Origin of the sequence: Sphingomonas sp. NY01 (genome assembly GCF_038809135.1) — a bacterium.
Classification (GTDB): Bacteria; Pseudomonadota; Alphaproteobacteria; order Sphingomonadales; family Sphingomonadaceae; genus Sphingomonas; species Sphingomonas carotinifaciens.
Genome location: NZ_CP101722.1, coordinates 1,810,914 through 1,822,402, shown reverse-complemented (window position 1 = coordinate 1,822,402; position 11,489 = coordinate 1,810,914). Strand labels below are relative to the sequence as shown.

Annotated in this window: 13 protein-coding genes; 12 read left to right on the top strand and 1 reads right to left on the bottom strand. The window is 66.8% G+C overall.

Going from position 1 to position 11,489, the window contains the following annotated elements:
* Positions 1-54 precede the first annotated feature (54 nt).
* The 4 genes from NPJ82_RS08880 to NPJ82_RS08865 are packed head-to-tail and all read left to right on the top strand — an operon-like array spanning position 55 to position 3,270.
* Complete coding sequence (locus tag NPJ82_RS08880) at positions 55-780, top strand: SapC family protein (RefSeq protein ID WP_342657065.1); 726 nt, start codon at positions 55-57, stop codon at positions 778-780.
* Positions 780-1,799 carry a cupin-like domain-containing protein gene (locus tag NPJ82_RS08875; protein ID WP_342657064.1) on the top strand — a complete coding sequence of 340 codons (1,020 nt, stop codon included), beginning with the start codon at positions 780-782 and terminating at the stop codon, positions 1,797-1,799. Before NPJ82_RS08880 ends, NPJ82_RS08875 begins: the two co-directional genes overlap by 1 nt.
* Complete coding sequence (locus tag NPJ82_RS08870; RefSeq protein ID WP_342657063.1) at positions 1,796-2,239, top strand: tryptophan 7-halogenase; 444 nt, start codon at positions 1,796-1,798, stop codon at positions 2,237-2,239. The genes NPJ82_RS08875 and NPJ82_RS08870 overlap by 4 nt, the downstream gene beginning before the upstream one ends.
* Positions 2,185-3,270 (top strand): tryptophan halogenase family protein, encoded by a 1,086-nt coding sequence (locus tag NPJ82_RS08865; protein ID WP_342657062.1) that lies wholly within the window; start codon positions 2,185-2,187, stop codon positions 3,268-3,270. Before NPJ82_RS08870 ends, NPJ82_RS08865 begins: the two co-directional genes overlap by 55 nt.
* On the opposite strand, the gene NPJ82_RS08860 is transcribed toward NPJ82_RS08865, so the two are convergent.
* Entirely contained in the window at positions 3,249-4,253 is a 1,005-nt protein-coding gene (locus NPJ82_RS08860) for a LacI family DNA-binding transcriptional regulator (RefSeq protein WP_342657061.1), read from the bottom strand. The genes NPJ82_RS08865 and NPJ82_RS08860 overlap by 22 nt on opposite strands.
* 233 nt (positions 4,254-4,486) lie before the next feature.
* Between NPJ82_RS08860 and NPJ82_RS08855 the strand changes: the two genes are divergently transcribed.
* The 8 genes from NPJ82_RS08855 to NPJ82_RS08820 are packed head-to-tail and all read left to right on the top strand — an operon-like array spanning position 4,487 to position 11,489.
* A complete protein-coding gene (locus NPJ82_RS08855; protein WP_342657060.1) occupies positions 4,487-5,749 on the top strand; it encodes an MFS transporter in 1,263 nt (420 codons plus the stop codon).
* Positions 5,746-6,816 carry a sugar phosphate isomerase/epimerase gene (locus NPJ82_RS08850; RefSeq protein ID WP_342657059.1) on the top strand — a complete coding sequence of 357 codons (1,071 nt, stop codon included), beginning with the start codon at positions 5,746-5,748 and terminating at the stop codon, positions 6,814-6,816. Before NPJ82_RS08855 ends, NPJ82_RS08850 begins: the two co-directional genes overlap by 4 nt.
* Positions 6,813-7,961, top strand: coding sequence for a Gfo/Idh/MocA family oxidoreductase (locus NPJ82_RS08845; protein WP_342657058.1), 1,149 nt, complete (start codon positions 6,813-6,815; stop codon positions 7,959-7,961). Before NPJ82_RS08850 ends, NPJ82_RS08845 begins: the two co-directional genes overlap by 4 nt.
* Positions 7,958-8,338, top strand: a complete 381-nt coding sequence (locus NPJ82_RS08840; protein WP_112383275.1) for a c-type cytochrome — start codon at positions 7,958-7,960, stop codon at positions 8,336-8,338. The genes NPJ82_RS08845 and NPJ82_RS08840 overlap by 4 nt, the downstream gene beginning before the upstream one ends.
* A 13-nt stretch (positions 8,339-8,351) precedes the next feature.
* Complete coding sequence (locus tag NPJ82_RS08835; protein ID WP_342657057.1) at positions 8,352-9,272, top strand: TIM barrel protein; 921 nt, start codon at positions 8,352-8,354, stop codon at positions 9,270-9,272.
* Positions 9,269-10,096, top strand: coding sequence for a DUF1080 domain-containing protein (locus tag NPJ82_RS08830; RefSeq protein ID WP_342657056.1), 828 nt, complete (start codon positions 9,269-9,271; stop codon positions 10,094-10,096). Before NPJ82_RS08835 ends, NPJ82_RS08830 begins: the two co-directional genes overlap by 4 nt.
* Positions 10,093-10,656 (top strand): gluconate 2-dehydrogenase subunit 3 family protein, encoded by a 564-nt coding sequence (locus tag NPJ82_RS08825; RefSeq protein ID WP_112383272.1) that lies wholly within the window; start codon positions 10,093-10,095, stop codon positions 10,654-10,656. Before NPJ82_RS08830 ends, NPJ82_RS08825 begins: the two co-directional genes overlap by 4 nt.
* On the top strand, positions 10,653-11,489 hold the full coding sequence (locus tag NPJ82_RS08820) for a sugar phosphate isomerase/epimerase (RefSeq protein ID WP_342657055.1): 837 nt from the start codon (positions 10,653-10,655) through the stop codon (positions 11,487-11,489). The genes NPJ82_RS08825 and NPJ82_RS08820 overlap by 4 nt, the downstream gene beginning before the upstream one ends.

Here is an 11,489-nt window from a genome sequence, read left to right as displayed (position 1 = left end):
GCGCTCGCCCGCATGATAGGCGGGCGAGCGCCCAATGGCTTATAAGGTTTGTTCGTGACGAACATCGTGCTTCTCAACAATGTCGATCATCACGATCTGACGGTGATCACCGGCCCGGGCGCTGCTTACGGCGATGCGGTAAACCAGACGCTGATCTTCCCGACCGAATGGGAGGAGGCACAGCGCGATTATCCGATCCTGTTCCGGCGGTCCGAAGATGGCCGGCTTCATTCGGTTGCGCTGCTGGGGCTAGACCGGGATGAAAACCTGTTTCTGGATGATGGCGTGTGGCAGGCGCGCTATATTCCGGCGTTGCACCAACGCGGGCCTTTCTCCATCGGCGTACCGCGCGACGGGGAGGGCGGCACGGGCGAGCCGATGATCCATGTCGATCTCGATCACGTGCGGGTCGGCCGAGGTGGAGAGGGCAGCCCGGTTTTCCTGCCGCAAGGGGGCAACAGTCCCTATCTGGAAGCGGTCGCGGACGTTCTCAGGCGTATCCATGCGGGATCGCAGGTCAATGATGCGTTGTTCGCTGCACTGGACGCCGAGGGGGTGATCGAGGCGGTGTCGATCGAGATCGTGCTCGATGACAGCAGGCGGTACGTGCTGGACGATTTTCATGCGATCGGTGCCGAGCCGTTGGCCCGGCTGACGGGTGATGCGCTGGAGCGGCTGCATGCGCAGGGGTATCTGCAACCTGCGATCTGGGCGCTGTCTTCGCTCGGCAACGTGCCGCATCTGATCGATCGCAAGAACCGGCGGCTCGCTGGCGCCTGATGGACCTGGCGGCGCTTCCCCCCGTCCGCGTGATCGACGGCCTGCGACATGATGCCGTGGATTTTTCCGCCCTGATCAACGACGGCGCGCCGGTGGTGCTGAAGGGGGCCGCCGCCGATCTGCCGCTGGTCGCCATAGGTCGGGACGGTGTGGATGCGGCGATGGCGTATCTCGCGCGCTTCGATGCGGGGCGGCCGGTGGTAGGTTTCGTCGGCGAGCCGGCGATCGAAGGTCGCTTTTTCTACAACGACACGCTGACGGCGATGAACTTTGCCGCCGGGCGTGCGCCGCTGGCGGATTATCTGGCCCGCATCCGCGACGGCGAGGATGCGGTGTATCTGGGTTCGACCGATCTGGACATCTACTTCCCCGGCTTGCGGGCCGAGAACCCCGTTGTGCCGGACGGCGTCCTGCCGGGTGGAACGAGGCCGTTGGCGAGCATCTGGATCGGCAACCATACGGTGGCCGCGACCCATTGGGACATGTCGAACAACATCGCGTGTCCGCTTGTCGGGCGCCGCCGGTTCCTGCTCTTCCCGCCCGATCAGATCGCCAACCTCTACCCCGGACCGCTGGACCCTACGCCCGGCGGACAGGTGGTGAGCATGGTCGATCCGCGGGCCCCCGATCTGGATCGCTATCCGCGGTACCGTGCGGCACTGGAGCGCGCGGTGGTGGCCGAACTCGAACCGGGCGATGTGCTCGTCTATCCGGCACTGTGGTGGCATCAGGTGGAGGCGCTGGACGGCTTCAACGTGATGATCAACCATTGGTGGAACGACACGCCCGCCTTTGTCGATACGCCGATGACCACGTTGCTGCACGGACTGCTCAGCCTTCGCAGCCGCCCCGACAACGAGAAGCAGAGCTGGCGCGCACTGTTCGACTATTATCTGTTCGGCCCGGCAGGGCAGGGGGCGGAGCATTTGCCGGGGCATGCGCGGGGGGCGCTCGGGGAGATGGATGAAGGGGCGGCGCGCAGGTTGCGGGCACAGGTGATGCAGAGGCTGAACCGATGAGCGAGCGGCGGCGGGTGGTGATCGCGGGCGGGGGAACGTCCGGCTGGCTGACGGCCGCGGCACTGGGGCAGCAGCTGGGATCGGTGCTGGATATCACCTTGATCGAATCCGACGAGATCGGGACGATCGGCGTCGGGGAATCCACCATCCCGACAGCACGGGCGTTCCACCGGCTGATCGGCATCGACGAGCAGCGGTTCATGGCGGAGACCGGCGCGAGCTTCAAGCTGGGGATCGCGTTCGAGGATTGGGGCCGAGTCGGGGATCGGTATTTTCATGCGTTCGGGGAGACGGGGCGGGGGACGTGGATGGGGGCGTTCCACCAGTTCTGGCTGCAGGCGCGGGAGCAGGGGTTCGGGGGGATCTGGGAGCGTATTGCCTGGAGTTGCAGGCAGCGGAGGCCGGGCGGTTCGGGGCAGGCGGGCAAGGCCCCGAGCTGAGCTACGCCTATCATCTGGATGCAGGGCTGTATGCCAGGCATTTGCGGGGGGTGGCCGAGGGGGCGGGCGTCCGACGGGTCGAGGGACTGATCGAGCGGGTCGAGCGGGACGGCGATATCCAGGCCCTCGTGCTGCGGTCGGGCGAGCGGATCGAGGGCGATCTGTTTATCGATTGCACCGGATTCCGCGCGCTGCTGATCGGGCAGGCGATGGGCGCGGCGTTCGTCGACTGGAGCGAGTGGCTGCCCACGGACTCGGCGGTGGTGACGCAGACGCGGGCGGTGGGGCCGGCGGTGCCCTATACGCGCGCGATCGCGCATGGGGGGGGGTGGCGGTGGCAGATCCCGTTGCAGCACCGGGTAGGGAACGGCCTGGTGTATGACCGGGCGTATCTGTCGGATGACGAGGCGCGGGCGCGGCTATTGTCCGCGGTAGAGGGCGAGGTCCTGATCGAGCCGCGTACCATCCGCTTCAAGGCGGGGCGGCGGACGCAGGCTTGGCGGGGCAATTGCATCGCCATCGGACTGGCCGGCGGGTTCGTCGAGCCGCTGGAATCCACCGCCATCCATCTGGTGATGATCGCGGTCACCCGCCTGTTGCAGATGTTCCCGTTCGACGGCGACTGCACCGCGCTGGCCAAGCGCTTCAACGATCAGGCGGCGGCCGACCTGGAGCGCATCCGCGACTTCATCGTGCTGCATTACGTGCTGACCGAACGGGACGACACCGCCTTCTGGCGGCGCGCCAGGACGATGGCGATACCGGACACGCTGCGCGAGCGGATCGCGCTGTTTCGCGACAATGCGATGGCGTATCAGGAGGGCGAGGAGTTGTTCCGCATCGATTCCTGGGTGCAGGTGATGATCGGGCAGGGGGTGGTGCCGCGGCACTATCACCGCATGGGGGCGATCATGGGGGAGGCGCGGTTGCGGCAGGTGCTGGACGACATGCGCGCGCAGGTGGCGCGGCAGGTGGCGACGCTGCCGGCGCACCAGGCGTTTCTGGAGCGTTACTGCCCCTTTCCGCGGTAAGCGGCGGTGCTGCCGCGGACCAGAAGTTCGTGCGGCAGGGTGACCTGCTGTATCCCCGTTTCGTCCCGGCGCAGCGTTTCCATGAGCAATTCCACCGCCTTGCGGCCGATCTGTGCCTTTGGCTGAGCGATGGTGGTCAGCGCGGGCTGATAGAAGCGGGCGAGCGGCAGATCGTCGAATCCGGCGACGGACACATCATCGGGGCAGGACAGGCCGGCGGCGGCAACCGCGCTGATCGCGCCGAACGCCATCTCGTCGCTGAAGCAGAAGATCGCGCTGACGCCGCGCGCCAACAGCGCCTGCGTCTGTTCGAAGCCGGATTGCGCCGAATAGTCGCCGACATGGACGTGCACGCGATCCGCAATGCCATGACGCGCGGCGGTCAGCAGGGCCGCGGACTGGCGGTGATGGGTGAGCGGACTGATCGGCGGGCCGGTGACAAGGCCGATGTCACGGTGCCCGAGCGCGATCAGATGCTCCATCATGTCGGTGGCGGCGGCTTCATTGTCGATATACACGCCCGACACGCCGAGTTCCGGGCTGTATTCGCAGCCGTTGACGATCGGCGCGCCATCCCGCGAGACGACGACGCGCAGGCTTTCGGGCAGGCGGTGGCCGAGAAAGATCATGCCGTCCACCTCGCGCCGCGACAGCATCGCAGCATATTGATCCTCCACCTCCGGATCGTGCCGCGTGTCGCCGAGAACGACGGCGTAACCGGCATCGCGGGCCGCCTCCTCCGCGCCGCGAATGACGCTGGCGAAGAAGGGGTTCGAGATATCGGGCACGGTCAGCAGGATCTTGGCCGCGCGCAGGGTGCGCAGCGTGCGGGCCGCGACGTTGGGCGCATAGCCAAGCTCGCGCACGACGGCGAGCACGCGGTCCCGTGTCGGCTCGGCCACGCGGTCCGGCTGGCTGAGCACGCGCGAGACGGTGGCGGTGGACACGCGCGCCATGGCTGCGACTTCGATGATCGTCGGCATGACGCGTTCCATGGGCCCATTCCGGTGGCAATGTCGACCGTTAAGACGCTGTTTGCAAAGGAGGCTGTGACGGTGCCGCAGCGCCGGGACCGCCGCGCCTGCCCGAGCCGCATGATTTTCGACTTTTCGAAAGGGTTCCGCCCTTTGAGCGAATGTAAACCTTTACATGGGTTCATGATCTGCTTAGCCTCATGATTAGCAAGCAGGAAAACTGCGTGAGGAGAGGTTGGGGCATGGCCGTTGCCGAAGGGTCGATAGACGTCACCGCGAACCCCGCGGACGGATGGTTGACGGGGCGCCTGAGCGCGCTGATGTTCATGCAGTTCTTCGTCTGGGGCGCGTGGAACGTGACGCTGGGCCTGGCGATGCAGACGGTGGGCGTCGGCCACCTGATCGCCAATGCGTTTTCGGTAGGGCCGATCGCATCGATCGTGGGATCGTTCCTGCTGGGCATGGCCGCGGCCCGCTATGTCGCGCCGCGCATGCTGATGGTGATCCTGCATCTGGTGGGCGGCGCCATCCTGTTCGTGCTGCCCGGATTGGTCACGCCGGAGAGCGGCACGACCTTTGTCTGGCTGCTGCTGGGCTACATGATCCTCTATATGCCGACCGTCGGGCTGGCGAACACGATCGCGCTGAAGAGCTTTGGCGAGCGGACGGACAATTTCCCGTTCGTGCGCGCGTTCGGCACGCTGGGCTGGATCACGGCCGGGCTGATCATCGGCTGGGCCGGGCTGTCGGCCAGCCCGGAAATCTTCCGGGTCGCCGCCGTCGTGTCGGTGGCGCTGGGCCTTTACAGCTTCACCCTGCCCAACGTCGCGTCCGACACGCCGCGCGACGAGGGCGTCGTCCGGCAGGTGCTGTGCGTCGAGGCGTTCAGCCTGATGAAGCAGCGCTCGTTCCTGATCTTCGTGACCTGCGCCACGCTGATCTCGATCCCGCTGGCGATGTATTACGCCTATGCCTCAGCCTATGTCGGGGCGGCGGGGATCGAGAATGTCGGGGGCACGCTGGCGATCGGGCAGATGTCCGAACTGCTGTTCATGTTTTCCATGCCGTGGCTGTATCGCCGGTTCGGCGTGAAGCCGCTGCTGCTGGTCGGCATGGCCGCCTGGGCGCTGCGCTACGCATTGTTCGCGATCGGGGACGGCGGGAACTCGCTCTGGGCGATCTATGTCGGCGTCGCGCTGCACGGCGTATGTTATGATTTCTTCTTTGTCGCGGGTGCGATCTACACGGGCACGATCGCGACCCCCAAGGGCGTGAACGCGCAGGCGCAGGGCATGCTGACGCTGTTCACCTATGGGCTGGGCATGCTGCTAGGGTCGCAGATCGGCGGGTTGCTGTATGCGCAACTGCCAGCGACCCCGAGCATCGCCGACTGGCACCAGATGTGGTGGTATCCCGCCATCGCGGCGGCGGCGATCGCGATCCTGTTCCAGTTGACCTTCCGCGACGACCAAAAGGCACTTGGCAAGATGGAGGCCGCACGATGAAGGATATGAAGGGGCCGGGAATCTTCCTTGCGCAGTTCATGGGGCAGGACGCGCCGTTCGACACGCTGGAGAACATGGCGGAGTGGGCGGCGGGCCTGGGCTATGTCGGCGTGCAGATCCCGTGCAATGCGCAATTGATCGACCTGAAGACCGCGGCCGAAAGCCGGGATTATTGCGACGACCTGCGGGCCAAGCTGGACCGCCACGGCATCGCGGTGACCGAGCTGTCGACGCATCTGCAAGGCCAGCTGGTCGCCGTCCACCCCGCCTATGACACGCTGTTCGACGGGTTCGCGCCGCCCGAGGTGCACGGCAAGCCCGCCGAGCGGCAGGCCTGGGCGGTGGAGCAGGTGAAGATGGCGGCGCGGGCGAGCGCCAACCTGGGGCTGAGCGCGCATGCGACCTTCCCCGGTGCACTGGCCTGGCCCTATGTCTATCCCTGGCCACAGCGGCCCGCAGGGCTGGTGGAGGAGGCGTTCGCCGAACTGGCGCGGCGCTGGGTGCCGATCCTGGACGTATTCGAGGACGCGGGCGTCGATTGCGCGTTCGAGGTGCATGCCGGCGAGGATGTGCATGACGGCGCATCGTGGGAACGCTTCCTGGCGGCGGTGAACGAGCATCCGCGGGCGCGGCTGTTGTTCGATCCGTCGCATTTCGTGCTGCAGCAGCTCGATTATCTCGACTTCATCGACCGGTATCACGACCGGATTTCCTGTTTCCACGTCAAGGATGCCGAGTTCAACCCGACCGGGCGATCGGGCGTCTATGGCGGGTATCAGGACTGGGTGGACCGGGCCGGGCGGTTCCGCTCGCTGGGCGACGGGCAGGTAGACTTTTCCGGCATATTCAGCAGGATGGCGCAATATGGCTATGCGGGCTGGGCGGTGCTGGAATGGGAATGCGCGTTGAAGCGTGCCGAGGACGGCGCGCGTGAGGGGGCGCCGTTCATCCGCGACCACATCATCCGCGTGACCGATCATCCGTTCGACGATTTCGCCAAGAGCGGCGTGGATCGGGCCGCGATCCGATCGATCCTGGGCCTGTCGACCGATGGTGGCGCCGCATGAGCGGGCGCCGACTTCGGCTGGGCATGGCCGGCGGCGGCGAGGGCGCGTTCATCGGGGCGGTGCACCGGATGGCGGCAGCACTGGACGGCGACTGGCAGTTGGTGGCGGGTGCGTTCAGCAGCGACGAAGCGCGCAACGCGCGGAGCGGCGCGGCACTGGGGCTGGACGCGACGCGCGTCTATCCCTCGCTCGACCTGTTGCTCGCACGCGAGGCGGCGTTGCCCGAGGAGGAGCGGATCGATGCACTGGCGATCGTGACGCCAAACCATCTGCATGCGCCGATGGCGATCGCGGCGCTGGAGGCGGGCTTTCACGTCTTTTGCGAAAAGCCGATGGCGATCAGCGGCGACGAGGCGCGGGCGATCGCCGCGGCGGCGCGCAAGAGCGGACGGCAGTTCGCGCTGGCCTTCACCTATAGCGGGTATCCGCTGATCGAGGAGGCGCGCGTCCGGGTGGCGCGTGGCGATCTGGGCGCGATCCGGCTGGTGCAGGTGGAATATCTGCAAGGATGGCTGAGCCAGCCGATCGATACCGGCGGCAACAAGCAGGCCGAGTGGCGCACCGATCCGGCGCGCGCCGGAATGGGCGGGTGCCTGGGCGATATCGGGACGCATGCCTTTCATCTGGCGGAACATGTGTCGGGGCTGGCGGCGGCGTCGGTGTCGGCGGATGTCGCGATCCATGTCGCGGGGCGACGGCTGGACGACGATGTCAGCGCCTTGCTGCGCTTTCCGGGCGGCGCGCGCGGCGTGCTGAAGGCGAGCCAGGTGGCGGCGGGCGAGGAGAATGGCCTGCGCCTGCGCATCCACGGCGAGCATGGCGGGCTGGAATGGGCGCAGATGGAGCCCAATACGCTGGTGCTGCGCTGGCTGGACCGGCCGGCCGAGACGTTGCGCGCCGGCGGGCCGGGATTGCAGCCGGAGGTGGCGGCGCAATTCCGTACACCTTCGGGTCATCCGGAAGGCTATATCGAGGCTTTTGCCAATCTTTACCGTGCCTTTGCCGGGTCGATCCGCGGCGAGGGCAAGACCGCGCATCCGGGCGTGGCTGATGGATTGCGCACGATGGACTTTATCGAGGCGGTCCTCGCCAATGCGGGGGGCGACCGAAAATGGACCGATATCGGTCCGGGAGAGAATGCATGAAGTTGCTCATCGGCCTGGCCGTGATGGGAGCCGCGTCGGCGGCGTTGGTGTTCGGATCCGAGGCGACGCAGGCGCAGGGTGCCGCGCCCGCCGCATTTGCCGCGTGCAAGGCGTGCCATACGGTCAACAAGGGCGGTCGCAACGGGATCGGCCCGAACCTGCACGGCGTGGTCGGGCGGCCGGCGGCGTCGGTTGCGGGCTTCAACTATTCGCCGGCGATGAAGGCGTCGAAGCTGCGTTGGGACGATGCGACGCTGGACGCTTATCTGGCCGGGCCGATGAAGAAGGTGCCCGGCACCAAGATGCCGATCGCGACACCCGATCCGGCCAAGCGCGCGGCGATCATCGCTTATCTGAAGGCGGAAGGGGCCAAATGATGCAGGTGGGGGCATGACGCTGTCGCGTCGGACTGTTCTGGCGGCGGGGGCCGCTTCGTCGCTGGTGGCGGGGATGGCGGGGGCGCAGCGTCGCCCGTCGAACGCGGCACGCTTCGCCCTGGGCTATGCGCCGCATGAGGGGAGCTTTGCCAGTCGCGGCGGGCTGATCGAACAGATCGCCTATGCCGCGGACCAGGGCTTCACCGCATGGGAGGATAACGAGGCGCGCAGCCGCCCCGTCGCCCAGCAGGAGGCGATGGCCAGGGCGCTGGCGTCGCGCGGCATGACGATGGGCGTGTTCGTCGCCAGCATGCCCAAATGGGCGCAGTCCCGGCCGCTGCTGGGCGGCAATGACGAGGCGGAACGCGAGGGCTTCCTGGCCGACATCCGCAGCTCGATCGAGGTCGCCAAGCGGCTGAACGCCAACCGGATGACGGTGGTGACGGGGTTTCTGGACAACAAGCTGCCGCTCGACATCCAGACCGCGCGGGTGATCGACGTGATGCGGAAAGCCGGCGACATCGTCGCGCCGCATGGGCTCGCGATGGTCATGGAACCGCTGAACACGCGGACCAACCATCCGGGCGTCTATATGCAGACCATCGCGCAAGGCTATGCGGTGGCACGCGGGGCGAACAGTCCGGGCGTGAAGATCCTGGCCGATCTTTACCATGAGCAGATCCAGTCCGGGAACCTGATCCCGACGCTGGCGGCGTGCTGGCCGGAGATCGGCTATATCCAGTTCGGCGACAATCCGGGCCGCAACGAGCCGGGCACGGGCGAGATCAACTATGCCAATATCGTCCGCTGGCTGAAGGACAAACGCTATGCCGGGGTGATCGGCATGGAACATGGCAATGCGACAAAGGGTCGCGCGGGCGAGGAGCGGCTGATCGCCGCCTATCGCGCGATCGACGGGGGAGAGCGAGCATGACGGGAATGCGGAAGGTTGCCCCCGCCCTGATGCTGGTGCTGGGCACAGGCCCGGCGCTGGCGCAGGAGAAGCCGGGGTTCAAGGATACGCCGGTGCTGCCGGGCGGGCAGTGGCGGGTGCATGATGCCGACCGTCCGGCGCCTGCCGTGGTGACGCCGGCGGCGGCTCCGGGCGGCGCGCCATCGGACGCGGTGGTGCTGTTCGACGGGCGGTCGACCGATGCCTGGCGCGGCGAGCGGGCGATGTGGCCGGTGGAGAACGGCGCGCTGGTCGTGCCGTCGCGCGCCAGAAGCGGCGGCGAAAACAATCTGGTGTCCAAACAGAGCTTCGGCGACGTGCAGATGCATCTGGAGTTCCGCTCGCCCAATCCTCCGACCAAGACGTCGCAGGACCGGGGCAATAGCGGCATCTGGTTCATGCAGCGCTACGAGGTGCAGATCCTGGATGGCTACAACAACCCGACCTATGCCGACGGCACGGTGGGTGCCGTCTATGGCTGGAAGCCGCCGCTGGTGAACGCGTCGCGCAAGCCCGGCGAATGGCAAAGCTACGACATCGTGTTCGAACGGCCGCGCTTCGCGGCGGATGGTTCGCTGGTGCGGCCCGCCTATGTCACCGCGTTCCTGAACGGCGTGCTGGTGCAGAACCATCAGGCGATGCTGGGCACGACCGCATGGCGGCAGGTGTCTGCGTACACGGCGCATGCCGATGCCGCGCCGATACAGTTGCAGGATCACGACTCGCCGGTCGCCTATCGCAACATCTGGGTTCGCCCACTGACCGAGGCGGCGATCGCACAGGATCTGGGAGGTAAGGGCCAGTGATCGACCGTAGAACCGCATTGGCGGGCGTCGCCGCGATGTTCGGCAGCGCCCTGTTCGCACCGATCGCGCGCGCCGCCGGGCTGGCGCAACCGGTGCCGCCGATCAACCAGGGGCCGCCGAGCGTGGCGGTCTTTACCGCGCCGCAGCGCGCGCTGATGACCGCGCTGAGCGAGCGGGTGCTGCCGACGACGGACACGCCGGGCGCGATCGCCGCGGGCGTGCCGGCATTCATCGAGAAGATGCTGGCGGACTGGGCCGAACCGGGCGACCGGGCGCCGATCGTCGCCGGGCTGGATGCGATCGAGGCGCGCAGCCAGCGCGACTATCGCACGTCCGCCGCCAAGGCGACGCCGGCGCAACAGGATGCGCTGCTGACGCTGGCGATGAACGACCAGATGCCGGGCGGCAAGACCTTCTTCGAGGCGTTCCGGCAGCTTGTCATCACCGGATACTATACGTCGGAGATCGGCATGACGCAGGAGCGCGAATATCTGCCTGTGCCGGGCGAATATAACGGCGCCTTTCCCTATTCCCAGGTCAACAAGGTCTATAGCTCATGACCATCAATCGTCGTCATCTGCTGGCCGGCGCAGGGTCGCTGGCCGCCATCGGCCTCGTCGGTGCACCGGCCTTTGCCGCAAAGCTGGGGCCGATCGGGCTGCAACTCTACACGGTGCGCGAGCTGTTCCAGAAGGACCCGGTCAAGACGCTGGAGACGGTGGCGGGCATCGGTTACCGCGAGGTCGAGTTCGGCGGCGGCGGTTATGACAGCATGGATCATGCCATGCTGCGCCGGACCATGGACCGGCTGAAGCTGACCGCGCCGTCGGTGCATATCGGTTATGACGCACTGCTCGGCAATTTCGCGAAGTCGGTGGCGATGGCCAAGACGCTGGGCGCGGGCACGGTGATATTGCCCTATATGACCAACGAGCATCGCACCGAGGCGGGATGGCAGGCGGCGCTGCCCAACATCAACCGGTTCGCCAATGATTTGAGGGCGGCAGGGCTGAACTTCGCCTATCACAATCACGACTTCGAATTCACGGTCAAGCCGGGCGGGGTCAGCCTGTACGAGCGGTTGCTCCGCGAGACCGACCCGGCGCTGGTGAAGGTGGAACTGGACCTCTACTGGGTGGCGCATGCGGGCGAAGACGTCGCGGCGTGGATCGAGCGGCTGGCGGATCGCCTGTACGCCTATCACGTCAAGGACATGCGCCCGGACCGCAGCATGACCGCGGTGGGCGCGGGCGTGACCGATTTCGCGGCGCTGTTCCGGCTGAAGGGCAGCGCCGGGGTGCGGCATTTCTACGTCGAAAACGACGAGGCGCCGGCACCCTACATCCCCGACATCACCAAGAGTTTCCAGACGCTGCGCGCACTGCGCGTCTGA

What these genes read in the sequence shown, in the direction of transcription:
- NPJ82_RS08820 (WP_342657055.1), top strand. Translation starts at nt 10,653, where the DNA reads ATGACCATCAATCGTCGTCATCTGCTGGCCGGCGCAGGGTCGCTGGCC.
- NPJ82_RS08875 (WP_342657064.1), top strand. Translation starts at nt 780, where the DNA reads ATGGACCTGGCGGCGCTTCCCCCCGTCCGCGTGATCGACGGCCTGCGA.
- NPJ82_RS08855 (WP_342657060.1), top strand. Translation starts at nt 4,487, where the DNA reads ATGGCCGTTGCCGAAGGGTCGATAGACGTCACCGCGAACCCCGCGGAC.
- NPJ82_RS08835 (WP_342657057.1), top strand. Translation starts at nt 8,352, where the DNA reads ATGACGCTGTCGCGTCGGACTGTTCTGGCGGCGGGGGCCGCTTCGTCG.
- NPJ82_RS08830 (WP_342657056.1), top strand. Translation starts at nt 9,269, where the DNA reads ATGACGGGAATGCGGAAGGTTGCCCCCGCCCTGATGCTGGTGCTGGGC.
- NPJ82_RS08840 (WP_112383275.1), top strand. Translation starts at nt 7,958, where the DNA reads ATGAAGTTGCTCATCGGCCTGGCCGTGATGGGAGCCGCGTCGGCGGCG.
- NPJ82_RS08870 (WP_342657063.1), top strand. Translation starts at nt 1,796, where the DNA reads ATGAGCGAGCGGCGGCGGGTGGTGATCGCGGGCGGGGGAACGTCCGGC.
- NPJ82_RS08845 (WP_342657058.1), top strand. Translation starts at nt 6,813, where the DNA reads ATGAGCGGGCGCCGACTTCGGCTGGGCATGGCCGGCGGCGGCGAGGGC.
- NPJ82_RS08860 (WP_342657061.1), bottom strand. Translation starts at nt 4,253, where the DNA reads ATGCCGACGATCATCGAAGTCGCAGCCATGGCGCGCGTGTCCACCGCC.
- NPJ82_RS08850 (WP_342657059.1), top strand. Translation starts at nt 5,746, where the DNA reads ATGAAGGATATGAAGGGGCCGGGAATCTTCCTTGCGCAGTTCATGGGG.